Origin of the sequence: Pseudomonas sp. TH39(2020), from assembly GCF_016650715.1 — a bacterium.
In the GTDB taxonomy this organism is placed as follows: domain Bacteria; phylum Pseudomonadota; class Gammaproteobacteria; order Pseudomonadales; family Pseudomonadaceae; genus Aquipseudomonas; species Aquipseudomonas mandelii_C.
This window is the reverse complement of the sequence record NZ_JAEKFF010000006.1, coordinates 217501-242778: the sequence shown is the minus strand read 5'-3', so window position 1 is coordinate 242778 and position 25278 is coordinate 217501. Positions and strand designations below refer to the sequence as shown.

General features: G+C 58.9%; 25 protein-coding genes, 1 rRNA gene and 1 pseudogene (1 of these 27 only partly in view). 13 read left to right on the top strand and 14 right to left on the bottom strand.

The annotated features are described in order from the left end of the window. Positions 1 to 376: 376 nt before the first annotated feature. Positions 377 to 1189, top strand: coding sequence for an alpha/beta fold hydrolase (locus tag JFU47_RS09025; protein ID WP_201182569.1), 813 nt, complete (start codon positions 377 to 379; stop codon positions 1187 to 1189). 94 nt (positions 1190 to 1283) lie between these two features. On the opposite strand, the gene dsbG is transcribed toward JFU47_RS09025, so the two are convergent. The 3 genes from dsbG to dsbD are packed head-to-tail and all read right to left on the bottom strand — an operon-like array spanning position 1284 to position 4632. Next, the gene (gene dsbG / locus JFU47_RS09020; protein ID WP_201182567.1) at positions 1284 to 2054 is read right to left on the bottom strand and encodes a thiol:disulfide interchange protein DsbG; all 771 of its coding nucleotides are present in this window, start codon (positions 2052 to 2054) and stop codon (positions 1284 to 1286) included. After that, positions 2030 to 2896: a TlpA disulfide reductase family protein gene (locus JFU47_RS09015; protein WP_201182566.1), complete on the bottom strand. Its 867-nt coding sequence runs from the start codon at positions 2894 to 2896 to the stop codon at positions 2030 to 2032. Before JFU47_RS09015 ends, dsbG begins: the two co-directional genes overlap by 25 nt. Next, on the bottom strand, positions 2896 to 4632 hold the full coding sequence (dsbD, locus tag JFU47_RS09010) for a protein-disulfide reductase DsbD (RefSeq protein ID WP_201182565.1): 1737 nt from the start codon (positions 4630 to 4632) through the stop codon (positions 2896 to 2898). The genes JFU47_RS09015 and dsbD overlap by 1 nt, the downstream gene beginning before the upstream one ends. Positions 4633 to 4785: 153 nt before the next feature. Here dsbD and JFU47_RS09005 point away from each other — a divergent pair, with 153 nt between their 5' ends. From JFU47_RS09005 to JFU47_RS08995, 3 genes are all read left to right on the top strand, one after another. Then, the gene (locus JFU47_RS09005) at positions 4786 to 5469 is read left to right on the top strand and encodes a response regulator (protein WP_123368938.1); all 684 of its coding nucleotides are present in this window, start codon (positions 4786 to 4788) and stop codon (positions 5467 to 5469) included. Then, positions 5466 to 6791, top strand: a complete 1326-nt coding sequence (locus JFU47_RS09000; protein ID WP_201182564.1) for an ATP-binding protein — start codon at positions 5466 to 5468, stop codon at positions 6789 to 6791. The genes JFU47_RS09005 and JFU47_RS09000 overlap by 4 nt, the downstream gene beginning before the upstream one ends. 215 nt (positions 6792 to 7006) lie before the next feature. Beyond that, on the top strand, positions 7007 to 7492 hold the full coding sequence (locus JFU47_RS08995; protein WP_201182563.1) for a GNAT family N-acetyltransferase: 486 nt from the start codon (positions 7007 to 7009) through the stop codon (positions 7490 to 7492). Between the two features lie 216 nt (positions 7493 to 7708). On the opposite strand, the gene JFU47_RS08990 is transcribed toward JFU47_RS08995, so the two are convergent. Beyond that, positions 7709 to 8167 carry a VOC family protein gene (locus tag JFU47_RS08990; protein WP_201182562.1) on the bottom strand — a complete coding sequence of 153 codons (459 nt, stop codon included), beginning with the start codon at positions 8165 to 8167 and terminating at the stop codon, positions 7709 to 7711. A 454-nt stretch (positions 8168 to 8621) separates the two neighbouring features. Between JFU47_RS08990 and JFU47_RS08980 the strand changes: the two are divergent. Next, positions 8622 to 8696 (top strand): annotated as a pseudogene (locus JFU47_RS08980) (MetQ/NlpA family ABC transporter substrate-binding protein); the annotation flags it as partial. A gap of 130 nt (positions 8697 to 8826) precedes the next feature. Here JFU47_RS08980 and soxR read toward each other — a convergent pair. Further along, positions 8827 to 9294 carry a redox-sensitive transcriptional activator SoxR gene (gene soxR, locus JFU47_RS08975; protein WP_201182561.1) on the bottom strand — a complete coding sequence of 156 codons (468 nt, stop codon included), beginning with the start codon at positions 9292 to 9294 and terminating at the stop codon, positions 8827 to 8829. 95 nt (positions 9295 to 9389) lie between these two features. On the opposite strand from soxR, the gene JFU47_RS08970 reads away from it, so the two are divergent. Next, entirely contained in the window at positions 9390 to 9755 is a 366-nt protein-coding gene (locus JFU47_RS08970; RefSeq protein WP_201182560.1) for an antibiotic biosynthesis monooxygenase, read from the top strand. Here the strand turns inward: JFU47_RS08970 and JFU47_RS08965 are convergent. The 4 genes from JFU47_RS08965 to msuE all read right to left on the bottom strand — a co-directional run bounded on the left by JFU47_RS08965 (position 9752) and on the right by msuE (position 13935). Then, positions 9752 to 10855, bottom strand: coding sequence for a sigma-54 interaction domain-containing protein (locus JFU47_RS08965; RefSeq protein WP_201182558.1), 1104 nt, complete (start codon positions 10853 to 10855; stop codon positions 9752 to 9754). The genes JFU47_RS08970 and JFU47_RS08965 overlap by 4 nt on opposite strands. A 23-nt stretch (positions 10856 to 10878) precedes the next feature. Then, positions 10879 to 12066, bottom strand: coding sequence for an acyl-CoA dehydrogenase family protein (locus JFU47_RS08960; protein ID WP_201182557.1), 1188 nt, complete (start codon positions 12064 to 12066; stop codon positions 10879 to 10881). A 149-nt stretch (positions 12067 to 12215) separates the two neighbouring features. Beyond that, a complete protein-coding gene (gene ssuD / locus JFU47_RS08955; RefSeq protein ID WP_140683540.1) occupies positions 12216 to 13361 on the bottom strand; it encodes an FMNH2-dependent alkanesulfonate monooxygenase in 1146 nt (381 codons plus the stop codon). A 10-nt stretch (positions 13362 to 13371) separates the two neighbouring features. Continuing rightward, positions 13372 to 13935, bottom strand: coding sequence for an FMN reductase (gene msuE, locus JFU47_RS08950; protein ID WP_201182555.1), 564 nt, complete (start codon positions 13933 to 13935; stop codon positions 13372 to 13374). Between the two features lie 401 nt (positions 13936 to 14336). Here msuE and JFU47_RS08945 point away from each other — a divergent pair, with 401 nt between their 5' ends. The 4 genes from JFU47_RS08945 to JFU47_RS08930 all read left to right on the top strand — a co-directional run bounded on the left by JFU47_RS08945 (position 14337) and on the right by JFU47_RS08930 (position 18558). Further along, complete coding sequence (locus JFU47_RS08945; RefSeq protein WP_201182553.1) at positions 14337 to 14606, top strand: hypothetical protein; 270 nt, start codon at positions 14337 to 14339, stop codon at positions 14604 to 14606. A gap of 101 nt (positions 14607 to 14707) precedes the next feature. Beyond that, on the top strand, positions 14708 to 15322 hold the full coding sequence (locus JFU47_RS08940; protein WP_201182552.1) for a LysE family translocator: 615 nt from the start codon (positions 14708 to 14710) through the stop codon (positions 15320 to 15322). A 204-nt stretch (positions 15323 to 15526) separates the two neighbouring features. Then, complete coding sequence (locus JFU47_RS08935) at positions 15527 to 16684, top strand: cysteine desulfurase family protein (protein ID WP_201182551.1); 1158 nt, start codon at positions 15527 to 15529, stop codon at positions 16682 to 16684. A gap of 65 nt (positions 16685 to 16749) precedes the next feature. Further along, positions 16750 to 18558, top strand: a complete 1809-nt coding sequence (locus JFU47_RS08930) for an aminopeptidase P family protein (protein ID WP_201182549.1) — start codon at positions 16750 to 16752, stop codon at positions 18556 to 18558. Here the strand turns inward: JFU47_RS08930 and JFU47_RS08925 are convergent. Further along, positions 18551 to 19471, bottom strand: a complete 921-nt coding sequence (locus JFU47_RS08925) for a LysR family transcriptional regulator (protein WP_201182548.1) — start codon at positions 19469 to 19471, stop codon at positions 18551 to 18553. The two genes, JFU47_RS08930 and JFU47_RS08925, sit on opposite strands and share 8 nt — an antisense overlap. Positions 19472 to 19575: 104 nt before the next feature. Here JFU47_RS08925 and JFU47_RS08920 point away from each other — a divergent pair, with 104 nt between their 5' ends. Next, positions 19576 to 20574 (top strand): zinc-dependent alcohol dehydrogenase family protein, encoded by a 999-nt coding sequence (locus tag JFU47_RS08920; protein WP_201182546.1) that lies wholly within the window; start codon positions 19576 to 19578, stop codon positions 20572 to 20574. Here JFU47_RS08920 and JFU47_RS08915 read toward each other — a convergent pair. Continuing rightward, positions 20571 to 21161: a 2-hydroxychromene-2-carboxylate isomerase gene (locus tag JFU47_RS08915; RefSeq protein ID WP_140896208.1), complete on the bottom strand. Its 591-nt coding sequence runs from the start codon at positions 21159 to 21161 to the stop codon at positions 20571 to 20573. The genes JFU47_RS08920 and JFU47_RS08915 overlap by 4 nt on opposite strands. 36 nt (positions 21162 to 21197) lie before the next feature. Next, on the bottom strand, positions 21198 to 21926 hold the full coding sequence (locus tag JFU47_RS08910) for an SDR family oxidoreductase (protein WP_201182545.1): 729 nt from the start codon (positions 21924 to 21926) through the stop codon (positions 21198 to 21200). A 92-nt stretch (positions 21927 to 22018) separates the two neighbouring features. Between JFU47_RS08910 and JFU47_RS08905 the strand changes: the two genes are divergently transcribed. Further along, complete coding sequence (locus tag JFU47_RS08905; RefSeq protein ID WP_201182543.1) at positions 22019 to 22579, top strand: TetR/AcrR family transcriptional regulator; 561 nt, start codon at positions 22019 to 22021, stop codon at positions 22577 to 22579. Positions 22580 to 22594: 15 nt separating this feature from the next. On the opposite strand, the gene JFU47_RS08900 is transcribed toward JFU47_RS08905, so the two are convergent. Then, positions 22595 to 22876 carry a hypothetical protein gene (locus JFU47_RS08900; RefSeq protein WP_008156219.1) on the bottom strand — a complete coding sequence of 94 codons (282 nt, stop codon included), beginning with the start codon at positions 22874 to 22876 and terminating at the stop codon, positions 22595 to 22597. A 168-nt stretch (positions 22877 to 23044) separates the two neighbouring features. Continuing rightward, the gene (gene rhtA, locus JFU47_RS08895) at positions 23045 to 23932 is read right to left on the bottom strand and encodes a threonine/homoserine exporter RhtA (RefSeq protein ID WP_201182541.1); all 888 of its coding nucleotides are present in this window, start codon (positions 23930 to 23932) and stop codon (positions 23045 to 23047) included. A 661-nt stretch (positions 23933 to 24593) separates the two neighbouring features. On the opposite strand from rhtA, the gene JFU47_RS08890 reads away from it, so the two are divergent. Further along, a 16S ribosomal RNA gene (locus JFU47_RS08890) occupies positions 24594 to 25278 on the top strand (it continues 852 nt past the right edge of the window).

The following is a 25278-nucleotide window of genomic DNA, read 5'->3' as shown; positions in this document are numbered from 1 at the left end:
TGCTGCAAATAGGTTCGTGGGACGGCAAGCGGGGGCTGAGCCGTCCAACACATCGAGCGACAAATTATTCTTAATGATAATTATTGTCAAATGAGAAAGAAAACTAATGCTCCCCAAAGGTGTGGAGTGATAACTGCGACACGCTGACGCACTTGGCCCTGTTGTGTTTCAAGCCTGCGGACGGACCGGGTGGCCTTGCGTTTTCTCGCCGAAACCCAGTACGCGGTCAAACGTGGGAGCGGCGGTGCGACGATTCGACTTGCTCGCGAAGGCGTCGGCGCAGTTTGCGCGGATTTGCGCGTTGACTGTCTCTTCGGACCGGCTCAGGCTGCCTGTGCTTTTTTTAGTGGATCGTAATTCACAAAGGAGACAGTCAATGCCCTTCGTTACGGTTGATGGACAACCCCTTCACTACATTGATCAAGGCACCGGCCCTGCCGTTCTGCTGGCCGGCAGTTATCTTTGGGACCAGGCCATGTGGGCGCCGCAGATTGCCGCTCTGTCGCAACACTACCGGGTGATTGCTCTGGACCTGTGGGGCCATGGTGAATCCGGGCGGATGCCCGAGTGCACAAGGTCGCTGGATGACGTAGCGCGCCAGGCACTGGCGCTGCTCGATCATCTGGACATCGACCGTGTCACGCTGGTCGGTCTTTCGGTCGGTGGCATGTGGGGCGTGCGTCTGGCGCTGTCGGCCCCGCAACGGATCAACGGTCTGGTGCTGATGGACACCTACGTTGGTGTCGAGCCGGAACCGACTCGCCAATACTATTTCTCGCTGTTCAAACAGATCGAAGATACCGGCGTGATCGCGCCGCAGCTGCTCGATATCGTCGTGCCGATCTTCTTCCGCCCGGGCATCGATCCGCAGTCGGCGCTGTATCAGGATTTTCGCGGAAAACTGGCCGCACTGCCGGCGGAGCGTCTGCGCGAGAGCATCGTGCCGATGGGGCGGATTACGTTTGGGCGCGATGATCTGTTGCCGCGACTGGGCGAGTTGAATCCTGAAACCACGCTGCTGATGTGTGGCGATCAGGACAAACCGCGACCGCCGTCGGAGACAAGGGAAATGGCCGAGCTGATCGGTTGCCCCTCTGTGCTGGTGCCAGAGGCCGGGCATATTTCCAATCTGGAAAACCCGGAGTTTGTCACCGAGGTTTTATTGAAGTTTCTGGGCGAGCGAGCCTGATCGATCTTACGGACGCCTTCGCGAGCAGGCTCGCTCCCACAGGGATATGCGATCACCTGTGGGAGCGAGCCTGCTCGCGAAAGGGCCGGTGAGGTTACTTAGGCCCGAGAATTTGCAGCAACTTGTCCGGCGAAGGCGCGCCTTGCTGTTGTTGCAGCTCGCCCTTGTCGTCCATGTAGAAAATCGCCGGAGTGGCCTGCAGCTCCAAGTCTTCCATCAACTGCATGTTCGCCGCCAGCTTCGCCTGAATCGCCGGTGGCACGTTTTTCAGGGCTTTTAGCGAGCTTTCCTTACCTGACTTCTCATGGTCTTCCAGGGCTTTCTGCGGATCCTTGGCGGCCAGCAGCGCAGCCGATTTCCCCGGACTGTCTTCGCGAATGATGCCGACCATAATGTGCCGCAGCTGCACCTTGCCCGCCTTGACCCATGGTCGTGCCTGTTCCCAGAACATGTTGCAGTAAGGGCAGTTCGGATCGCTGAACAGGTACACGACCCGCGGCGCATCTTTCTTCCCGTCGCCGATCCAGTTGCTGGCTTCCATCTTGCCCCAGATTTCCTTGGCCATCGGTGCGTAAACCAGCTTCTGCAACGGCGCGCTGCTCAGGTCGTTGCCGTCGGCGTCGTACAGATTGCCGAGCAGCACGTGCTTGCCATCCGGGGTCAGGTACAACGCCATGCCCCGGTTCTGGTACTGCGCCGCATAACCGCGCAAGCCGTCGGGTGCGTCGAATTGGCCGACGATTTTCGCGCCCTTGGCTTCGATTTTCTTGATCGCTTCGGGCAATTCTTCGGCGGCCTGCACTGACGGTAAATGCAGCAGGGCGGCGCCCAGGGTCAACGTCAGCAGGTGGCGGAGGCGGGGCATGGCAGTTTCCTTGAAGAGGTGGCCGGTGCGGCAGGATTCGGGGTGTCGAAGTTTTCCAGAGCGCGGGCCAGGGTGGCTTCCGACAGCTCGCCCAGATGGCTGCCCAGCAGGCGACCGTCGGGGCTATAGAACAGCGTAGTCGGCAACGCCATGGAGCCGACGGCCTGGCCCAATCGGCCACTACCGTCGAACAGCACGTTGGACAGGCTCAGGCCCTGGGTTTCCAGAAAAGTACTGACGCTTTGCATGCTTTCAGCCTGATTGACGAACAGGAACGTCAGGTCCGGGCGGTGTTGTTGGGCGTTTTCCAGCACCGGCATTTCCCGACGGCACGGCGGACACCAGGTGGCCCAGAGATTGATCACCAACGGGCCGCCCTTGTAATCGGTCAGTTGCACGGTTTCACCGGCGGCATTGCGCAGGGTAATTTCCGGCAGGCGTGTGCCTTGTTCATAGAGGGTCAGGGAGAAAGTCGCCAGCAGCCAGAACGCCAGACCGCTGGCCACGCCAAAGCCTAACGGGCGGCGCAAGCCCGGGCGACGCCAGCCTCGATACAACGCGGCCAGCAGCAGTACGATCACGCCCGGCCAGGCGAGGAAACCGCCGTCGCGCAGGTCGATGATCTGCCACGGATCATCGCGATAGTGCGCCCAGTAAACGGCCACGAAGCCGACCCGGGCGGCGAGCATGCCCAGCAGGAACAGACTGAACAGCACCGACTCCGGATTCTCGCCGCCGCGCTTGGCCACCCGCCAGCCGACGAAGGTCGCCAGCGCCAGGGCACTGATCAGCAGCAGGTGATTAAGCGCGATGGCAAAAGTGCCGAGGGTAAAGGTCAGCATTAACGGGCGTCTCGGGTAGTGGTCCAGCGTTGCAGGAAGGTGCCGGCATCGACCTCGCCGGTGATGCGCTGGCTGCGACGCTCGATGCCGTCGGCGCCGATCCACAGCAGGCTCGGTGGCCCCGGCACTTTATAACGGCCGAGCAGTTCGCGGCTGGCGGCATTGTCGGCGGTGACGTCCAGCCGTAGCAAGCGCACATCGCTCAAGGCTTGCAGTACGTGGGCTTTGCCGAACACCTGTTTTTCCATGACCTTGCACGACACGCACCAGTCGGCGTAGTAGTCCAGCAGCACCCATTGGCCTTGAGCCTGCGCCGCGTCGAGCTCCCGTTGCAGAGCTGCCGGGTCCTTGATCGTGGTGAATGCGTCGTGGCCGACCGGGTTTGCGGCGCTGCTCGAGTTTGAAGCGCTGTAGACCTGCAATGGCTTCACCAAGTCGTCGCTGCCGCCGGCGGCACCGATCATCAGCAGGCTGCCCCACACACCCAGCAATAGTGAGCTGGCGCCGAACAGATGGGCGACGCGACCGAAACCTTCCGACTGCTTCCAGGCGCTGTACGCGGCAATCAGCAGCAACGCACCGCACAAACCAATCCACAGTGATTCATCCAGCACCGGACGCAGCATCAGCAACGCGGTGGCGAGGAACAGGAAGCCAAACACACCCTTGAGCAGGTTCATCCACGCGCCGGGTTTGGGCAGGAAGCGATTGCCGACAGTCACCAACAGCAGCAGCGGCACACCGATGCCGATGCCCATGGCGAACAGAATCAGCCCGCCATGCAGCGCATTGCCGCTTTGGGCGATGTAGAGCAAGGCGCCCGCCAGCGGGGCGGTCATGCACGGGCCCACCAGCAAACCGGACAAGGCCCCCAACACACTGGCCCCGAACAGGCTGCCGCCACGCTGATTGCGCGAGACATTTTCCAGTCGATCACGCACGGCCACCGGTAGTTGCAACTCGAAGAAGCCGAACATTGGCAACGCCAGCAACACAAACACGGTAGCGAAACTGCCCAGCAACCAAGGGTTCTGCAACAACGCCTGCAGATTCGCCCCGAGCAGCGCGGCCAGCACGCCCATCGCCGCATACACCAGCGCCATGCTCACGACGTAGCTAGTGGCCAAGGCGAAACCGCGCTTGGGCGTGGCGCCACTGCCGACGATCAAACCGGCCAGAATCGGCAACATCGGCAACGAGCAGGGCGTGAAGGCCAGCAACAGTCCCAGACCCAGGAACACCAGCAAACTCCAACCCAGCGCCCGCTGTTGCAGGCCACTGGCCAAGGCTTGGTCCGGTGCTTCGTCAGTCGCAGCGACAGTCGATTGACCGCCCAGATCCACGATCTGAGTGTGCGGTGGATAACACAACCCGGCGTCGGCACAGCCCTGGAAGCCGACCTTGATCTGGCCGGTCGCACCTGCCGGGATCTTCAGTTCCAGGCCTTGGCGATAGACCTGCTGTTCGCCGAAGAACTCGTCGCTGTGCGCTTCGCCGTCAGGCAATGCAGGCTTGTGTTCCGCGGGCAAGCCATCGAATTTCAGGCGTTGCTGGTAAAGGTAATAACCATCGGCGATCTGCCAATAGAGCTGGGTTTCACCGGAATCGAGGCGTTCGGAGGTAAAGATGAACGCCTTGCCGACGGGAAGAAAGTCGGGTTTGGTCGCGAACGGATCAGTCCCTGCCTGGGCCACACCCGAGATCAAGAGAACCAAAAATAGAAACAGTCGACGCATGGGTAAGCCTTATCCCTGTGCAAGTGAGATGCACAATGGGAGGCGGCGATTAACCGATGATTAACCACAGTTGCCTTGTGGCAATGGCGCTTGCGGCATAATGTCCGCTTAATCGGCCGCCGGCCTAATCACCTTTTTTCAACAGGTCTCACCATGCACGTACTGGTTTGCGAAGACGACGAGTTGATCGCCAGCGGCATTGTCGCCGGCCTGACCGCACAGGGCCTGACGGTGGAGCACGTCGCCACCGCGTCGGCTGCCCGGGCAATGCTCAAAGTGGCTGAGTTCGACGTGATGGTGCTCGACCTGGGCTTGCCCGATGAAGACGGCCTGAAGCTGTTACAGCAGTTGCGACACAGCGGTCTGGAAATTCCGGTGCTGATCCTCACCGCCCGGGATTCAGTCACCGACCGCGTCGACGGCTTGCAAGCCGGCGCTGACGATTACTTGCTCAAGCCTTTCGACCTGCGCGAACTGGCCGCGCGCCTGCACACCCTGCTGCGACGGGTGGCGGGGCGCAGCGTCAATCTGATCGAGCACGGCCGTCTGACTTACGACCCGAGCAGCCGTGAAACCATGCTTGGCGGCCAGCCGGTGGACCTTTCCCGTCGTGAGCAGTCGCTGTTGCAGGCCTTGCTGCATAACCGGGGCCGGGTGTTGTCGACCGAGCAACTGAAAGACAGCGTTTATGGTTTTAACGATGAGCTGGAAAGCAACGCTCTCAATGTGCATATCCATCACCTGCGGCGCAAACTCGGCAATGGCATTGTCGAGACGGTGCGCGGCCTGGGCTATCGCCTGGGGCCGGCCGAAGGTGCAGAGGAATTGAAAAAGTGATGAGCCTGCGTTTGCGCCTGAGCCTGACACTCGGCGCCGCTTTTGCGCTGATCTGGGCGTTGGCGGCGGCCTGGATGCTCAGCGATTTGCGCAATCAGATGATGTTTTCCCTCGACCAGCGGCTGGTGGCGTCGGCGCGGATGGTCGCCGGCCTGATGGAGCAGTTGCCGGCATTGCCGAGCAAGGGCGAGGGCACCCATTTCAGCGCTGAACAACTGAATATCCCCGGCGGCATGGCCTGTCAGGTCAGTTCGCTACGTGGCGAAATCCTCGCCCGCAGTCACACCGATCCGCAACAAACCCTCGAAGCCGAGAAGATGGGCTTTCACGACCAGATGATCGACGGCGCGCCGTGGCGCAGTTTCACCCTGGCCCGCGGCGATGTGCGCATCACCACCGCTGATCGGCAGATCGAGCGTGAGGCGCTGAACATGTCGATCCTGCTGGCTGCTTCGGTGCCGGTGGGCGTGGCCTTGCTCGGCTGCCTGTGCCTGCTTTGGCTAGGGATCGGCCAGGGGCTGGCGCCGCTGAATCGCATGCGCGATGCCTTGATGCGCCGCAGCGCCGATTCTCTCGAACCCTTGCAAATCCAGCCGCTGCCCAGCGAACTGCAACCGTTGCTGGACACCCAGAATCAGTTGTTCCAGCGCATCGGCAAGACCATCGAACGGGAACGCCGTCTGACCGGTGACGCTGCCCATGAATTGCGCAGCCCACTAACAGCGATCAAGACCCACCTGCAAGTGGCGCGCATGACCGACGGCGCGGCCCGGGATCAATCCCTGGCCCGGGCCGAAGAGGGCGCCGATCGCCTGCACCGGACCCTTGAGCAATTGCTGTTGCTCGCGAGGGTCGAGGGCAGTCTGTCGTTCGATGATGGTGTGCAATGCAGCGCCGAGCAGGTGGCGAAACTGGCGATTCAGGACGCTGCCAGCGGTGATCGTCAGCGGATCAAATTTCAGATGCCGCCGAAAATCTCCCACGCCCCGGTGCAAATGCCCGCGGTACTGTCGATTGCCGCGCTGCGCAACCTGCTGGACAACGCGCTGCGGCATACCCCGGGTGACGGCGCGGTGGAGTTGAGCCTGCAAACCACCGGCAACCGCGTGCAGTTTGTGGTTCGCGACCACGGGCCCGGCATTGCCGAAGACGATCTGCAACATTTGACCCAACGCTTCTGGCGTAACGGCCAGAGCACTGGCTGCGGTCTGGGCCTGGCGATTGTCCAGGCGATTGTCCAGCGTTGCGGCTGTACGTTGCATTTCGACAGTCGGCCGGATGGGTTGCGAGTCGAACTGACCATGCCGTTGCAACCCATCTAACAACCACAAAAATCCCCCTGTGGGAGCGAGCCTGCTCGCGAAAGCGATCTGTCAGTCACATCAATGCTGGATGTGCTACCGCCTTCGCGAGCAGGCTCGCTCCCACATTAGCTCTGTGTTGCACACTAAATGTAACGTCTCTCCAATAGCCACCCACTCGCCACAGCGCTATCGTCCCCGGCAGCTTTGACTCAATGGATTGAGGTAACAGCGCCATGGATGCCCCCCTGAACATTTGCAAGGCAACCCCCGCCGACGCCGGCATCATCAGCCGGATCGTCGAGCGATCCATCCGTGTGGGTTGCGCGCTCGACCATCGCAACGATCCGCTAACCGTCGCCACCTGGACCCACAACAAGACCATCGAACACGTGCAGCCCTGGCTGACCGACCCGCGGTTTTACCTGAACATTGCCCTGTTGCAGGACAAACCGGTCGGCGTCGCGATGGCGGCGATCAGCGGCAAAGTCGCGTTTTGTTACGTGCAACCGGAATGGTTTCGACGCGGGGCCGGGCAAGCGCTGGTGCACGACCTCGAAGGCTGGTTGACCGATCAGGGTTTGCGCCAGGCACGACTCAACAGCACCCGCACCAGCGAAGCGTTTTACCGTCATCTGGGTTACCAGCCTTGCGCTGAAACCTTCACGGTGGCGGGGCTCCACGCCATTCCCATGCATAAAGCACTGACACCCCCTTCGTAGAAAGCTGATCGAGGGTCTAAATCCTCGGCGTCCTGCTCACTGAGTCACCGCGCAAAAAGAAACCCGCTGAACCAGTAAGGTCAGCGGGCTTTTTCATATCTGGAATGGGTGTTGTTTGTGAGGCCGCCTTCGCGAGCAAGCCCGCTCCCACAGTGGATCGGTGTTGAACATTAATTCTGTGTACACAGCCGATCCCCTGTGGGAACTATCATTGGGTCAACCCTGGCTGAACATCTCCTTCGCTCGCTGTTCAATCTGTTGCTGAGTCAGATCTTCCTTGCGCGTGGCCAGAAACCACAGATGGCCATAGGGATCCTTCAAGGTTCCCGAGCGGTCGCCATAAAACTGATCCTTGACCTCGGACACCACCGTGCCGCCAGCCGCAATCGCCTGTTTATAAGACTTGTCCACATCGTTCACATACAGGTGCAGGCCCACGGACGGCGACGTGTCCGGATTGCTCAATGGCCCCTGATCGCACGGCGTGCCAAGCATGATCGGGCAATCGCCGATGCGCAGTTCGGCGTGGCCGATGCTGCCATCGGGCATGGACAGGCGCATGACTTCGGTGGCGCCAAAGGCTTTCTTGTAGAACTCGATGGCTTCGGCCGCTTTTTGAATGCCCAGATACGGGGTGATGCTGTGATAACCCTCGGGAATAGGTTTGACGCTCATGATGGTTCTCCCTGATTTTTTTGTAGATGGAAGATTTCACTTCGCCGCTTTTCAGCAGGATCATCAAGTGTAGGTGCTGCCAAAAATGGCGATGTCTTGATTTTGATCTTCGGCACTCACCAAGTTCACAAAAAAGATCACTGCCCGAGGCTGCATCACCACTGTTCAGCCATCAACAGCGAAGCAGCAGAATGCTCTGGTTAGTCATGAAAAAAACCTCTGAGCTGCCCAGTACTCCCCCCGAAAACATTGGCTCGGACGGTCAGACACAGAAGATGCAATGCCCTCTGGTAAACATGGGGGCCGAGAGACTTGTATGCCTGAATCTGCCGTTTATCCGATCAACCCACCGGCCGCCCATCGGATCGCCAACGAAGCCGAAGCCTTGCGCGTCGCTGAATGCATTGCCACGGTGTTGCTGGAACGAGACGCCGAACGCGACTGCACCCGCCCACTGGCCAAGGCATTGAATTCCGATGAGGTTCGGCAGTTCATCCTGACTCGCTACAAAGGGCAGATTGCGCCGGGGGTTCTAAAACCTCATCGACTGACAAGCCGCCTTCGTCGGAACGCCGCCCGGAGCCGGCTCGCTCACACATTGGTTCTGTGAACGCCACAGTTCAAATGTGGGAGCGAGCCTGCTCGCGAAAGTCGCGCCACTATTTCGGCTCAGCCTTCGATTCAAGGAGCTGCGCCCCCGGCCCTCGCTCCCCGAGCACATCGCCAAAGTTGCGCAACGGACACGCCTCCATCGACAGACACCCACAGCCAATGCAGCCATTGAGCCGATCCCGCAGCAAGGTCAGTTGATTGATCCGCTCATCCAGATCCCGACTCCACTGCGCCGACAACACCTTCCAGTCCGACGCCGTCGGGGCGCGGTTATCCGGCAGGGACTTGAGCGCCTCGCCAATCTCCGCCAACGGAATGCCCAATCGCTGAGCCACTTTGATCAACGCCACCCGTCGCAACACTTCCCGTGGATAACGCCGCTGGTTACCTTGGTTGCGATTACTTTTGATCAAGCCCTTGGATTCGTAAAAGTGCAGTGCGGTGACCGCGACGCCGCTGCGCGCAGCCACTTGGCCGACGGTGAGTTCTTTATGCAGATTTTCCGAGGTGATCATTTAAAAAATGCCTCTTGACCTCAAGTTTACTCGAGGTTTTACCCTGCAGGCCTTCGGATCGCAAGATCCGGCTTACAAGTCAGTGGGGACTCTTCATGCAAGCGTCAGAGAAAAATCGCAGCTTCACCCAATTGATCGAATTCGAGATCGAACCCCATCAACAGCCCGCACTGGTGTCGGCACTGTCGAAACAGACCGAACGCCTGGCCCAGGACTTCGCAGGTTTTTTGAGTGCCAGCATCCAGGCCAGCGACGATGGCCGGCGAGTGCTCAACTACCTGCAATGGCAAACACGCGAGGCGGGAGAGGCCGCGTTTCAAAGCTTTGAAAGCGGCGAGCAGGATTTCTGGCAGCTGATCCGCGCTCACCAGGCGAAAACCGTGACCTTCGGCTCGTTCCAGGTGCTGCATAGCCTGGAACGCAGCCACGACAACGCGCTGCACTGCAATCTGGTGGGTTAGATCGACAGCTGCATGACACGCTCGCCCTGAAGGTTTTCCGTGGGCCGGCGTTTGTTTACCGCCAGTTCGCCGATCTTGATCAGTCGCGTGCGCGTTACGTTGCGGCTCAAGCCCAGCAGTGCTGCGGTGTGCACCTGGTTGTAATGACTGAATCGATAGGCGGCTCGCAGTAACGCGTCTTCGACTTTCTCGTGCAGCGCCCCGGCCTGTTCTTCGAAGAGCTTTTGAAAGGCCCGATCGAGCAGGGCTTCCGGTGAATCGTCGACGTTGCTGTGGTAGTCGTCCTGACGCTCGATGCGCATGTTCGACAGGCGCAGGTCGTCGCGTTCGATCACGCCGTTGCGGCAGATCAGCAGGGTGTGGTGAATGACGTTTTCCAGTTCGCGGATGTTGCCCGGCCAGCTGTAGCTGCGCAGTTTCAGTTCGGCCTCTTTGCTGATGGTGATGGTGCCGTAGCCTAGGCGCTGGCTGTAGGCTTCGACGAAGTGTCGGGTCAGCGGCAGGATGTCGCCGGGGCGGTCGCGCAGCGGGCTCAATTCCAGGCTGACCACGTCGAGGCGGTAGTACAAATCCTCGCGGAAATGCCCGGCGTTGATGGCTTTCTCCAATTGCACGTTGGTCGCGGCCAGCACGCGCACATTGATGGGGATGCTCTTGCGCGAACCCAGTCGCACCACTTCGCGTTCCTGCAACACCCGCAACAACTTGACCTGAATCGCCATCGGCAAATCGCCGATTTCGTCGAGGAACAACGTGCCGCCGTCGGCCTCTTCGAACCATCCGGCCTTGGCGCTCAGGGCACCCGTGAATGCACCTTTTTCATGGCCGAACAGCTCGGCCTCCACCAAAGATTCGGAGAACGCGCCGCAGTTCACTGCCACGAAAGGCCGGTTACGTCGGGCGCTGAGGTTGTGGATATGTCGCGCCACCAGCTCTTTGCCGGTGCCGGTTTCGCCGATGATCAGCACGCTGGCTTCACTCGGTGCGACTTGTTGAATGTGGGCGAGCAAGGCCTGGGATTTCGGGTCTTCGAACACCTGCGCCGTGGCGCGGATCGAGGTAGCCAGGGCGGGCGAGGGCGGTAAGGTCAGCAGTTGCATGGGCAGGCTCCATGAATAGAAGGCTATGAATAGAAAGTCGGAACCGGCAGGGACTGGTTGAGCGCCCAGTCACCCAGTTCATGGAGTTTGTAATCCACCGGGTCGTGCAGGGTTTGCGTGCGCAGATTGCGCCAATGGCGGTCCAGTCGCAGTGAGGCATGGGTTGAACGGGCGCCGGTCACTTCGAACAACCGACTACAGAGTTCCAGACCGTTGCGGGTGGCAGCGACCTTGGCCGTGGCGATGGCGTTAGCCAGGTGTCCACGTTCTTCGGTGCTGAGGTTCGGGCCTTTGGCCCAAGCCTTGTCGAGCAGCCCGGCAGCGCGCTCCACCAGCAGTCGAACACTTTCGAGGGCGACCCAGAGTTCGCCGTAGTGGCCGAGTACATAAGGGTCCTGACGCACATCCTGAGCACTGGATTTGTGCCACGGACGGGTCTCGGTGAGGGTGTATTGCCGCGCTTCTTCGAAGGCACCTTCGGCGATGCCGAGGAACATGTGGGTGAAGGTCAGCTGGGCAATCAACGGCCGAAGGCAAGCGAATGGCGTACTTAGCGGACCCGGATCGAGCAGCAATTCCGACTCTTCGACCCGTACCCGTTCGAACGTCGCGCTGCCGCTGTCGGTCTGGCGCTGGCCCATGTTGTTCCAGTCGTTGTGCAAGGTGATGCCGCTTCGACCGCTGGGAATCGCGGCGATCAACAGCTTGCCGCCAGCGCTTTCGTCGACGGCCGAGGCGATCAGCATTTGCGAATCGCTGGCGCCGGAGCAGAAGCTTTTCTTGCCGGAAAACTCACGCCAGCCACCGAGGTTTTTCACCACGGTGCGGGAGTCCAGCGGGTTCAGGGCGTTGCCCCAGAACCAGTTCTTGCGCGCGGTCTGTTCGAACCATGGCTGCCACTGCTCGGGCCGGGCGAACAGGCGCGCGGTGGCAAGCATCAGGTGATGAAAGCCGAAGACATGGGCAATCGAACTGTCGACCTTGGCGAACTCGCGCACGATGGTCAGGGTGTCACTCCAGCTGGCGCCGAGGCCGCCGTACTGCACGGGAATGCTTAAGGCGAGCAGACCGCTGTGGCGCAAGGCGTCGCGTTCGGCTTTGGGCGTACCGCCACGTTCATCGCGCTCGACGGCAGTCAGGGCAAACTCGGCCGCCAGTTGGCGGGCGGTGTGCAAAGGGGAGAGCAGGGCGCTTTGTGGTTTGGCCGTCACGCGGGGTTCCTCATAAAAATCGACACAGGTCCCCTGTGGGAGCGAGCCTGCTCGCGAAGAGGCCGGAACATCCAACATCAGTGTTGACTGTACGGACGCCTTCGTCGGAACGCCGCCCGGAGCCGGCTCGCTCCCACAGGGATTGCATGTCAGGCCGTGGCTTTGGCCGGGAGTACATCGTTGGCGATCATTTCGCCAAACGGCCCGGTGAGATTAGTGACGCCGCGCCCCGCAAGGCTGGCGTACGGCTCAGGCAACAACGGGAACACCAACTCGGCAAAGCGATAAGCCTCTTCTAGGTGCGGATAGCCGGAGAAGATGAAGCTCTCGATCCCCAGGTCCGCGTACTCCTTGATTCGCGCCGCCACTTGCTGCGGATCGCCCACCAACGCCGTTCCTGCACCACCACGCACCAGGCCGACACCGGCCCAGAGGTTGGGGGATATTTCCAGATTGTCACGACGCCCGTCATGCAACGCCGCCATGCGTCGCTGACCTTCGGAGTCGAAACGAGAGAACGACTTCTGCGCGGCTGCGATGGTCTCGTCGCTGATGTGCTCGATCAGTTTATCTGCGGCGTTCCAGGCCTCTTCGGCGGTCTCGCGAACAATCACGTGCAAGCGAATCCCGAACTTCACCGTGCGACCGTTTCGCGCGGCACGCTCACGCACATCGGCCAGTTTTTCCGCCACGGCGGCCGGTGGTTCGCCCCAGGTCAGGTAGACATCAACCTGCTCGGCGGCCAGTTCGTGCGCGGCTTCGGAGGAGCCGCCGAAGTACAGCGGCGGATAAGGTTTTTGCACCGGCGGATACAACGCCTTTGCGTTCTGCACTTGCAGGTGTTTGCCTTCGAAATCCACCGATTCGCCTTGCAGCACCCGGCGCCAGATTTGCAGGAATTCGTCGGTCACTTCGTAGCGTTCACTGTGATCGAGGAAGATGCCGTCGCCACGGTTTTCATCCGGGTCACCGCCCGTGACCACGTTAATCAGCAAGCGGCCGTTGGACAGTCGATCCAGTGTCGCGGCCATGCGCGCAGAGACTGTCGGCGAAATGATCCCCGGCCGGATCGCTACCAGATAGCGCAGGCGTTCGGTCAGCGGCACCAGCGCCGAAGCAATCACCCACGAATCCTCGCAGGAGCGCCCGGTGGGAATCAGTACACCGTGGTAGCCGAGGCTATCGGCTGCCTGGGCCACTTGTTTCAGGTAGTTGAGTGTCACCGGGCGAGCGCCCTGAGTGGTGCCCAGGTAATGGCCGTCGCCGTGAGTCGGCAGGAACCAGAAAACATCCATGAAGAAATCCTTAAGCGATTTTCAGCAGATTTTTGGGGTGCACGCCAAACAACGGCGCGGCGCGTTCTGCAGCAAGACGAATGCGGGCCTTCAAGGGCTCACTGGTTATTTGATAATTGGAGAAATCGGCTTCGGTGGCATAGACGCCAATCGGCAGGGTCAGGGCCTGGAAGAAACTGAACAGCGGCCGCAACTGATGATCAAGGACCAGCGCATGGCGTTCGCTGCCACCGGTGGCGGCCAGCAATACCGGCGTGTCGATCAATGCATTGAGGTCGATCAGGTCGAACAGATGCTTGAGCAGTCCAGGGTAGGAACCGCGATAAACCGGCGCGGCGACAATCAGCAGGTCAGCGTTCTCGATCGCTTGCAGCTCGGCTTCGATCTCGGCGTTCAACTCCTGGCGGGACAGCGCGGCGCCCAACGGTCGGGCGATGTCACCCAGTTCAATCAGCTTGCTTTCAATCGGCAGTTGCTCGGCCAGTTGCGCCAACAGCGCCTGGGTCAGCACCAACGTGCGGGACGGACGCCAGGTACCGCCGGAGAGGGCAACGACTTTCAATGGACGCGACATGATCAGTTCCTTTTTAAACAGTTGCTCAGGGAGCAGTGAGTAGTCACTGACAGAGAGCAAGAGCTGTACCAATCCCTCGGAGCTCCTATTTACGGGGCTTTCAGCGCGTTGGCCGGTAGACGCTGTTCGAATGGCAGAGCTGTTTGTTGAATGACTGTTGCCTGGCAAACAGTTGCTTGGGCAACAGTGCGTGAAGTGATGACCGTTGTTATAAAGGCTCGGTGTTATTCCGTAAAAGACATTAAATTAATATTTATAGATCTTTTAGAGATATGAGGCGTTCTACCTGAGCAGCATTAGTCAAAGTCGATAGCCACTATCGAGAGCGTTGATTTCTGCTGATCGGATGCCCGGCGTAGCCTGTGTTCATTGCCTCGAACCCAGATGTCAGGACACTCACAATGAAACCTCTAATCGCTACTTTCTTGCTGCTTGCGGTCTCCGTGCTCGCCGGATGTGCCAGCCATGTTTCCCCGGAATTACGGCCGTACACCGCAGAAGAAACCAAGGAGCTGGCACTTGAGGCGTTGAATCGTCGAGGTTTGTCCTTCGATGAATACCACGCGAAAAAAGCCGAGTTGCTCGGCCAACCGCAAAAGTCGTTCAGTTTCGACAAACGAGGCGAGATGAACGCCGAACGTGCTGTACAGCTTCACGGTCGTCCTAGCTGATCGAAAACTGTACCGCTTGAAGTTTCACGCAACTGTCCATGGGTTTCCCTTAAAGCCTGCGATAGGGTCAACACCTGACTGACCCCAATGGACTGCCACCCATGATGCTCTCGCTCGATTTGCTGCTGGGCTTCGCCCTGTTTGCGCTTGTCACCTCGATTACTCCCGGCCCCAACAACACGATGTTGCTGGCATCGGGTGTGAACTTCGGCTTTAACCGCACCATCCCCCACATGCTTGGCATCACCTGCGGCTTCTTCGTGCTGGTGGTGGCAGTAGGTTTCGGCTTGGGCGCAGTGTTTCAAACCTATCCTTTGCTCTACAGCGTGCTGCGCTACGTCGGCGCGGCGTATTTGTTGTATCTGGCGTGGAAAATCGCCCATTCGGGACCGGTTTCCGAGAGTGAAAAGGGCGAGAACAAGCCGATCAGCTATTTGGGCGCCGCAGCGTTTCAGTGGGTCAATCCCAAGGCCTGGATCATGGCCATCGGAGCCATCAGCACCTACACGCCAATGCAGGGTTATTTCACCAACGTGATCGTGATTGCGGCCGTGTTTGCCTTGATCAACCTGCCGAGCGTCAGTGTCTGGGCATGCTGCGGCACGTTGTTGCGCAACGTGCTGAAGGATCGTCGCTGGTTGCGGCTGTTCAACTGGGGCATGGCCTTGTTGCTGGTGGCTTCGCTGTATCCGTTGTTGCTCGAAAGCTTTAGCTGACGCATTGCTTCAACCGGTTGCCCGATGCCTGTTAAGCTCGACTTCAGGAGCGTTCCTACGCACTTTTAAATGAAGTTGTTCTTCTTTAACGGCCTCCGATCAGGTATTTCTAACGCTCTGAATGATCGGCGCAGCTCACGAGGTTGCGCTTTGACGTTTCAGTGACGAGCCTCCTGATCCCGGAACATGCTCTGCGAGTTTTCTATGAATAAACGTCCTCTGTATTTCGACTACGCCGCCACCACGCCGGTGGATGAACGAGTCATCAAGGTCATGGTCGAGTGTCTGGGTTTTACCGGCAACTTTGGCAATCCGGCGTCCAGCTCCCATGCGTTCGGTCAACAAGCCCGGCAATCGGTCGAGCAGGCGCGGCGTCAGGTCGCCGAACTGGTCGGCGCTCAGGCGGACCAGATCGTCTGGACCTCCGGCGCCACCGAATCAAACAACCTTGCCCTCAAGGGCGTGGCCCAGGCCCGCGGCGTTTCTGGCGGCCACATCATCACCAGCCAGATCGAACACAAAGCGATTCTCGACACGGCAAAGCAGTTGCAGGACGCCGGTGTTGCGGTGACTTATCTGGTGCCTGACGCCGAGGGTTTGATTACCCCGCAAGCGGTCAGCGAAGCGATGCGCGAAGACACCTTTCTGGTGTCGCTGATGCTGGTCAATAACGAGCTGGGCACCGTCAACGACATCTCGGCCATCGGCGAAGTCGTGCGTGCTCGCGATGCGTTGTTCCATGTCGACGCGGCTCAAGGTGCAGGCAAAGTGGTGATCGATCTGGCCCGGTTGCCAGTGGATCTGATGTCATTTTCCGCCCACAAGATTTACGGCCCCAAAGGCATCGGCGCGCTGTACGTCGGGCCACGCGCGCAGCAGCGTTTGCAGGCGCAGATCCACGGCGGTGGTCACGAGGGCGGTTTGCGTTCCGGCACCCTGGCGACTCACCAGATCGCTGGCATGGGTGTGGCGTTCGCCTTGGCGGCCTCTTCGTTCGATGAAGAGAAAGCCATGATCGTCCGGTTGCGCGAGCGCCTGCTCGAACAGCTGCTGAGTATTCCCGGGGTTCGCCTCAATGGCAGTCCGACCCAGCGCATCCCCCATACCCTGAGCCTGACCTTCAACGAAGGCGAGTTCAATTCCGCGGCGTTAAGCACCTCGATCGCGTTTTCCGCGACCTCGGCCTGCAACTCGGCCAGCAATGCGCCCTCCCATGTGCTGCTGGCCCTGGGGCATGACGCCCGTTCGGCGAGTCGCACCATTCGCTTGAGTCTCGGCCGGTTCACCACCGAACAGGACATCGACCAAGCGGTACACCTGATTAAAGCGGCCTGCGCCAGTGCTCCGGCATTTTGGCAATAGGGTCTGAAAGTGCCGGCGTTGATCGGCACTCAACAATAATGATGAAGTGATTAGCAGGAGACATGATGAGTACGCAGCCTTCGATCAATGGATCGGTGCCTCAACGTCTGGCGCAAACCCGCGAACTGATGAGCCGGGAGGGCATTCATGCTCTGCTGGTGCCGTCGGCCGACCCGCACCTGTCCGAATACCTGCCGGGTTACTGGCAAGGGCGGCAATGGTTGTCGGGCTTCCATGGCTCGGTCGGCACGCTGATCGTTACGCCGGACTTTGCCGGCGTCTGGGCCGACAGCCGTTATTGGGAACAAGCGACCAAGGAACTCAAGGGCAGCGGCATCGAACTGGTCAAGCTGCAACCGGGTCAGCCCGGCCCGCTGGACTGGCTGGCCGAGCAAACCCCTGAAGGCGGCGTCGTCGCGGTAGATGGTGCGGTAATGGCCGTGGCTTCGGCGCGTACTTTGGGTGGCAAGCTCGAAGAGCGCGGCGCACGTTTGCGCACTGACATCGATGTGTTGAGCGAAGTTTGGAGCGACCGTCCGACGCTGCCAAATGAGCCGATCTATCAACACCTGCCGCCTCAGGCGACGGTCAGCCGCGGCGAGAAACTGGCCAAGCTGCGTGAGGTTTTGAAAGATCGCGGCGCCGACTGGCATTTCATCGCCACCCTTGACGACATCGCCTGGCTGTTCAACTTGCGCGGTGGTGACGTGTCGTTCAACCCGGTGTTCGTTTCCTTCGCGTTGATCAGCCAAGAGCAGGCAACCCTGTTCGTAGCCCTGAGCAAGGTCAATACCGAACTGCGCGCGGTCCTTGAACAGGACGGCGTGACCCTGCGCGATTACAGCGAAGTGGCCGTCGCCTTGCGCGCCGTACCGAGCGGGGCGAGCCTGCAAGTCGATCCGGCGCGCGTCACCGCCGGCTTGCTGGATAACCTGGATAGCGGCGTGAAGCTGGTCGAAGGCCTGAACCCGACCACGTTGGCCAAGTCGCAGAAAAGCCTGGCCGATGCCGAGCACATTCGTCAGGCCATGGAGCAGGACGGCGCGGCGCTGTGCGAATTCTTCACCTGGCTGGACACAGCGTTGGGTCGTGAGCGCATCACCGAACTGACCATCGACGAACACCTGACGGCGGCGCGTACCCGACGCCCGGGTTATGTTTCGCTGAGCTTCAACACCATTGCCGCGTTCAACGCCAATGGCGCAATGCCGCACTACCACGCCACCGAAGAAGAACACGCGGTGATCGAAGGCGACGGTCTGTTGTTAATCGACTCCGGCGGCCAGTACCTGGGCGGCACCACTGACATCACGCGGATGGTGCCGGTCGGTACGCCCACCGATGAGCAGAAGCGTGATTGCACGCGGGTTCTCAAAGGCGTGATTGCGTTGTCCCGTGCACAATTCCCTCGAGGCATTCTCTCGCCGCTGCTCGATTCGATTGCCCGCGCGCCGATCTGGGCTGAAAGCGTTGATTACGGTCACGGCACCGGTCACGGCGTCGGCTACTTCCTCAACGTGCACGAAGGCCCACAGGTCATCGCCTATCAGGCCGCCGCTGCGCCGCAAACCGCGATGCAGCCGGGCATGATCACTTCCATCGAACCGGGCACTTACCGTCCGGGCCGCTGGGGTGTGCGGATCGAGAACCTGGTGTTGAACCGTGAGGCGGGCAAAAGCGAATTCGGTGAGTTCCTGAAGTTCGAAACCCTGACCTTGTGCCCGATCGACACTCGCTGCCTGGAGCCATCGTTGCTGACCGATGACGAAAAACAGTGGTTCAACGCCTACCACGCCGAGGTGCGCCAGCGCTTGAGCCCGTTGCTCGACGGCGCAGCCCTTGAGTGGTTGAACACCCGGACTGCGGCTATTTGATCGGTTGGAGTTCAGGCGCTTCTTCGAGCGCCTGGCTCATGTAGTCGACAAAGGCTTTGACCCTGGCGGATTGGCGACGATTCGCCGGGGACACGGCATGAATCGGCAACGACTGCGCGCTGTATTCCAGCAGAATCGCGGTCACGCGCCCCGCCTTCAAGTCCTCGCTGAACAGCCAAACCGGTGACAACGAAATCCCCAGTCCCCCCAACACCATCTCGCGGATCGCCTCGGAGTTGTTGCTTTGTGCGTTTCCCTTGATTCGCACTTCGTGACGTTGGGCATCTCTCTCATAAACCCATAGGTTCTGACTGTTCAGCAGGTTGAACTGCAGGCAGTTGTGCTCGCTCAGTTCTTGAGGTGTTTGCGGGTTGCCGTGTTGCTCAAGGTAGTCGGGCGCTGCGACGGTCACCCGGTGGGTGGTGCCGATGTGGCGGGCAATCAATCCGCTGTCGTTCAACTCGCCGATCCTGAACGTGACGTCCAGTCCTTCACTGACCAGGTCCTGATTTTGATCGCTCAGTTGCAGATCAATTTGCACCTGGGGATGTTTTTTGAGGAATGCCGGCAGTCGCGGAGCAATCTGTAAGCGCCCGAAACTCACGGACGATCCGATTTTCAGGTTTCCGGCAACAGCCTCGCGGCCGGAGTGAAAACTGTGTTCTGCAGCGTCTACGGCCGCCAGAATTTGTCGACATTCGCTGTAGTACCGCTGACCTTCGTCAGTCAGGGACAGTTGCCGGGTGCTGCGGGAAATCAGCTTTCCACCCAGCTTAGATTCCAGTGCTCGCAGCACTTTGCTGATGGTCGGCTGACTGGTCTGCAATTCCCGGGCGACGGCAGAAAAGCTGCCACGTTCGACAACGCGGACGAAGATCGCCATTGCATTGAGTTTGTCCACGGGGTTTCTCATTGATGCCAAATGGGCATGGTCACTATAGCTATATAGCGTCTTATCGGCATGAGTGAGGGGGAGGAAGATTAATCCCACAGCCACCTCTGACGGGAAATTGCGAAATGACTGACTCATTTGAAATGCGCGCTCTGATTGTTGATTCGGCCAATGGGCCTTTACGCTTGGCTTCCATTGCACAGCCCGTGCCTGGAGTCGGTCAGGTGTTGGTCAGGATCAAGGCCAGTGGGGTGAACCCTCTGGATGGAAAGATTCGCTCGGGTCAGGCTGCTCATGCGCGCCAGCCGTTGCCGGCGATATTGGGTATTGATCTTGCGGGAACAGTGGCGGCATTGGGGGAAGGCGTCAGTGGATGGCTGCCGGGTGATGAGGTCTATGCGATGGCCACTGGCATTGGCGGTACGCAGGGTTCACTGGCTGAATACGCCGCCGTCGATGCACGGCTGCTGGCGCGCAAGCCAGGCAATCTGAGCATGCGCGAGGCCGCAGGGTTGCCGTTGGTACTGATCACGGCGTGGGAAGGATTGGTGGATCGTGCGCGGGTGCGGGCGGGTCAGAAAGTGCTGATTCACGGTGGTGCGGGTGGTGTCGGGCATGTGGCTGTGCAAATTGCCCGGGCTTTCGGTGCTGACGTGTTTGCCACCGGGTCGGCCGGGCAGCAGGCGATCATCGAAGGGTTCGGTGCGACGTTTATTGATTATCGAAAATCTTCGGTTGAGGAGTATGTGGCTGAGCACACGGCGGGGGAGGGCTTCGATATTGTCTACGACACGGTGGGTGGTAAGACGCTGGACGCTTCATTCCAGGCTGCTCGGATCTACGAGGGACATGTCGTGAGTTGTCTTGGGTGGGGGCAGCACAGTCTTGCGCCGCTCTCGTTTCGTGGGGCGACTTATTCTGGAGTGTTTACCTTGTTGCCGTTGCTCACAGGCAAAGGGCGTGAGCACCATGGGGAGATACTTCGGGAGGCTGTGCAGTTGATCGAGGCGGGTCAGTTGAAACCGTTGCTCGACCCTCGGCAGTTCACGCTGGAAACAGCCGAGGCCGCCCATGAGCTGCTCGTTTCGGGAGCGGCGCAGGGACGGCTGGTTGTCGAGATTTAACTCAGGGCTTCAAGGACGAAGTCCAGGCGATCCTGGCCAAAGAACAGCTGATTGTCGACAAACATGCTCGGGGCCCCGAATACGCCCCGTTGCACTGCTTTCTCTGTGTTGTCCTTTAGCGCGGCTTTGACTTCCTCGTCGGCGGTCAGGGCCAGCACCTCATTTGGGTCGAAACCGTTCTGTGACAGTACTGACGCGACGGTCGCCAGGTCATCGAGGCTGCGGCCTTCAACCCAGAGGGCTTGAAACAGGCAATCGATGAATGCCTGAAAGCGCTCGGGATGGCGCAACTGCATGCCGGTGACAGCGCGCATCAGCATCAGGGTGTTGATAGGAAAGTGGGGATTGAACTTCAGTGGCACGCCATAGCGCTTGGCATAGCGGTCCAGGTCTTGAAACATGTAGCGGCCCTTGGCAGGGATCGTCGCGGGGGAGGCGTTACCAGTGGCTTTGAAGACGCCACCCAGCAGGATGGGTATGTAAATCAACTGGCTGTCGGTCTGCTCGCAGATCTTCGGCAGTTGGGTGTAGGCCAGGTAGGTGGCGGGGCTGCCGAGGTCGAAATAGAACTCCACGGTTTTGCTCATGGTCGATGCGCTCTGTTTATTATTGTGGGGGAGGGCTTACCAGCGTTCGCTCCAGGGGCGTAGGTCCATCTCGAAGGTCCATGCGTCACGGGGCTGGCTGTGCAGGTACCAATAGTTCTCGGCAATGTGCGCAGGATTGAGAATGCCGTCCTGGTCCTTGGTCGCGTACTTTTCGGGGAAGCTTTCGCGGATAAAATCGGTATCGATGGCGCCGTCGACTACAACATGGGCGACGTGAATATTCATCGGCCCCAGTTCACGCGCCATGCTTTGCGCCAGGGCACGAATTCCGTGCTTGGCGCCAGCGAACGCCGCAAATCCTGAGGCCCCACGCAGGCCGGCGGTAGCGCCGGTGAACAAAATAGTCCCGCGTTGACGCTTGGCCATGCGCTTGGCCACTTCACGAGCGTTGAGAAATCCTGAGAAACAGGCCATTTCCCATATCTTGAAATATTTGCGCGCGGTTTCTTCGAGAATGCTGCAAGGCACATTGGCGCCGATGTTGAAGATGAACGCTTCGATTGGCCCAATCTGGCTTTCGATCTGCTCAACCAACGCAATCACGTCCTCTTCCTTGCGCGCATCGCAGGCAAATCCGTGGGCTTCGCCGCCATCGGCCTTGATGGCGTCCACCAGCGGCTGGAGTTTGTCCGCGCTGCGGCGGGTGACACACGCCACAAACCCTTCCTGCGCAAAGCGTTTTGCAATTGCGCCGCCGGTAGCATCCCCTGCACCTACAACCAGTACGACCTTCTTGTTATTCATGGATAGATCCTTTTGCTAAACGATCGTTAACTAAACGAACGTTATGCTACGATCTGGCAAGCGTCAAGGCGATCAATCCTGAGGGCAAGGCAATGCGTTACTCGGCCAATCACAAACTGGAAACCAAAGAGAAACTACTTGAAAGCAGTGCGGTGTCGGCGAAGAAGTCTGGTTTTTCAACGGTGGGTGTCGACGGTTTGATGAAGGCGATCGGCTTGAGTGGCGGGGCTTTCTACAGTCATTTTTCATCGAAGGATGAGCTGTTCGCTTCAATCGTCGAGCGTGAGCTGTCTCAAAGCCTGGATCGATTAGGGGCGGACCAGAATCCTGAGAAGCTCCAGCGCTGCCTGAAACACTACCTGAGCATGGCCCATGTCGAACACCCGGAATCTGGTTGTGCTTTGCCGGCATTGGGAGCTGAGATAGCACGCTCGGACGTGATGATTCGCCAGCAGGCGGAGAACTGGATTTGTCGGCTTCAGAAGAGTTGGGCGCAGGTTTTGGAAAGCGACAGCCTGGCATGGGCAATTCTGTCGCAATGTATCGGTGCGTTGGTCATTGCACGAATGCTGGCCACACCGGACATCCAGCGCACGGTGCTGAAGTCCAGTTACGATGAGATTGGCCGCCAGATCGCAGGTTCACGAACCTGACAAGACGGCATCAATCTATTTGCAGATGACGATCATGCTGCGGCTGGTATAGCCGGCAGGGTTGAGGCCGAATGGGTAATCGCCTGGTTCTTCCACAGCGTCCCCTGACTTGGCGATGACCTTGTAACCTTTGGGAGCGCACGAGTTGGCAGCGCTGGTGTAGCACTTGTCCCAGGATGACGAGAGCCCGGAACAGTTGATATGCAGCCCTCTCTTGCCGTGTTTTACCTGGGTTTTCGATGTCGCCGCGCAGCCCGCAACCGCAAGTACGGCGATCAGTATCAAAATTCGTTTCATTACTGTCCTTATAGCGTCCCCGGATCTTTGCGCCCGGGTTTGGCTGCATTCGCTTTCGCTTGAAGCGTTCTGATATCCCTATCTGAAAAATCCATGTCTGACACTAGGTTGCGGGCCTAAACATGGCCTAATTGCGCGGCAAATACCAGACCCTCGTCAAATCCTGTCTCAATCTGCAGCGACAGCAGGCTTGGCCGCACTCCCCATGGTCATGGTCGCGCCTATGGAAGCCAGAATGATGCACGTGATGGCCATCCATTGTGAGAGTGAAAGGTACTCATGGAGAAACAACAGGCCTGACAGTGCGCCGATCGCAGGTTCAATGCTCATCAACGTGCCGAATGTCCGGGTCGGGATTCGGGTGAGGGCTACCATCTCCAGCGTGTAGGGCACGGCGGTGGACAGAATGGCGACAGCGATGGCCACGGGGATCAGTGAGGGAGTGAGCAGCGCGGCGCCAGCATGGACGATGCCGATAGGGGCTACAAAAAATGCCGCAATCATCACCCCCAGTGCCGCGGTCTGCACGCCATTGTCGGCGCCGGCCTTTTGGCCGAACAGAATGTACAGCGCCCAGCAGACACCTGCGCCCAATGCGTAACCGGCGCCCATCAGATCGATTCCCGCGGTCGTTTCTCCCATAGGTATTAACAGCAGCAAGCCGATGGCGGCCAGGGCTATCCACAAAAAGTCGATCGCGCGACGTGAGGCGTAGATGGCTACCGCCAGTGGGCCGGTGAATTCCAAGGCTACCGCGATACCGAGGGGGACGGTTTGCAAGGACATATAGAAGAGGAAGTTCATGCCCCCTAACGCCATCCCGTAGACGATGACGGTGCGCAGGGATTTTGCGGTGAGCTTCGCTCGCCAGGGGCGCAGTATCAACATCATGATCACGCTGGCGAAGATCAGCCGCAGGGTGGTGGTCCCTTGCGCACCGATAATGGGGAACATGCTTTTAGCAAGGGAGGCTCCTGACTGGATTGATGCCATGGCTATCAATAGCAGGCCAACCGAAAACAGGGTCGAGGCAAGGCTGCGAGGTTGGTCGTTCATGGCGTGGCATCGTCCGAAGTAGGAAGCGAAAGTGTTATTGGGCAATATACTGCGCATTCATGGCGGGCGCGTCTATATATAAGCAGCGATTTTGAGCATCCTTATAGAAAACCGTAATTAAGGGTTGACGGCAGATTCTGGAAGTCTATAATTCGCCCCACTTCCGGCGCAGTCGAAACGGAAAACTCCTTGGTAAACAATGAGTTACGCAGTTTTCGACAGCGAGTTGCTTCAGGTCATCGAAGCCCAGAAGGAGTTGAAAGAGTGAGGTTGTTTGGCTCTTTTAACGATTCGATCTTCTCGGTCGAAAGCGGTGTAAAAGAGGTGTTGACAGCAGCGAGTAACGCTGTAGAATTCGCCTCCCGCTAACGAGAGATCGGAAGCGCAAGTGGTTGAAGTTGCAAAGGAAACTTTGAAAGCTTCGAAAAATAACCGCTTGACAGCAACAGAGGCTGCTGTAGAATGCGCGCCTCGGTTGAGACGAAAGATCTTAACCAACCGCTCTTTAACAACTGAATCAAGCAATTCGTGTGGGTGCTTGTGGAGTCAGACTGATAGTCAACAAGATTATCAGCATCACAAGTTACTCCGCGAGAAATCAAAGATGTAACCAACGATTGCTGAGCCAAGTTTAGGGTTTCTTAAAAACCCAAAGATGTTTGAACTGAAGAGTTTGATCATGGCTCAGATTGAACGCTGGCGGCAGGCCTAACACATGCAAGTCGAGCGGTAGAGAGAAGCTTGCTTCTCTTGAGAGCGGCGGACGGGTGAGTAATGCCTAGGAATCTGCCTGGTAGTGGGGGATAACGCTCGGAAACGGACGCTAATACCGCATACGTCCTACGGGAGAAAGCAGGGGACCTTCGGGCCTTGCGCTATCAGATGAGCCTAGGTCGGATTAGCTAGTTGGTGAGGTAATGGCTCACCAAGGCAACGATCCGTAACTGGTCTGAGAGGATGATCAGTCACACTGGAACTGAGACACGGTCCAGACTCCTACGGGAGGCAGCAGTGGGGAATATTGGACAATGGGCGAAAGCCTGATCCAGCCATGCCGCGTGTGTGAAGAAGGTCTTCGGATTGTAAAGCACTTTAAGTTGGGAGGAAGGGCATTAACCTAATACGTTGGTGTCTTGACGTTACCGACAGAATAAGCACCGGCTAACTCTGTGCCAGCAGCCGCGGTAATACAGAGGGTGCAAGCGTTAATCGGAATTACTGGGCGTAAAGCGCGCGTAGGTGGTTTGTTAAGTTGGATGTGAAATCCCCGGGCTCAACCTGGGAACTGCATTCAAAACTGACAAGCTAGAGTATGGTAGAGGGTGGTGGAATTTCCTGTGTAGCGG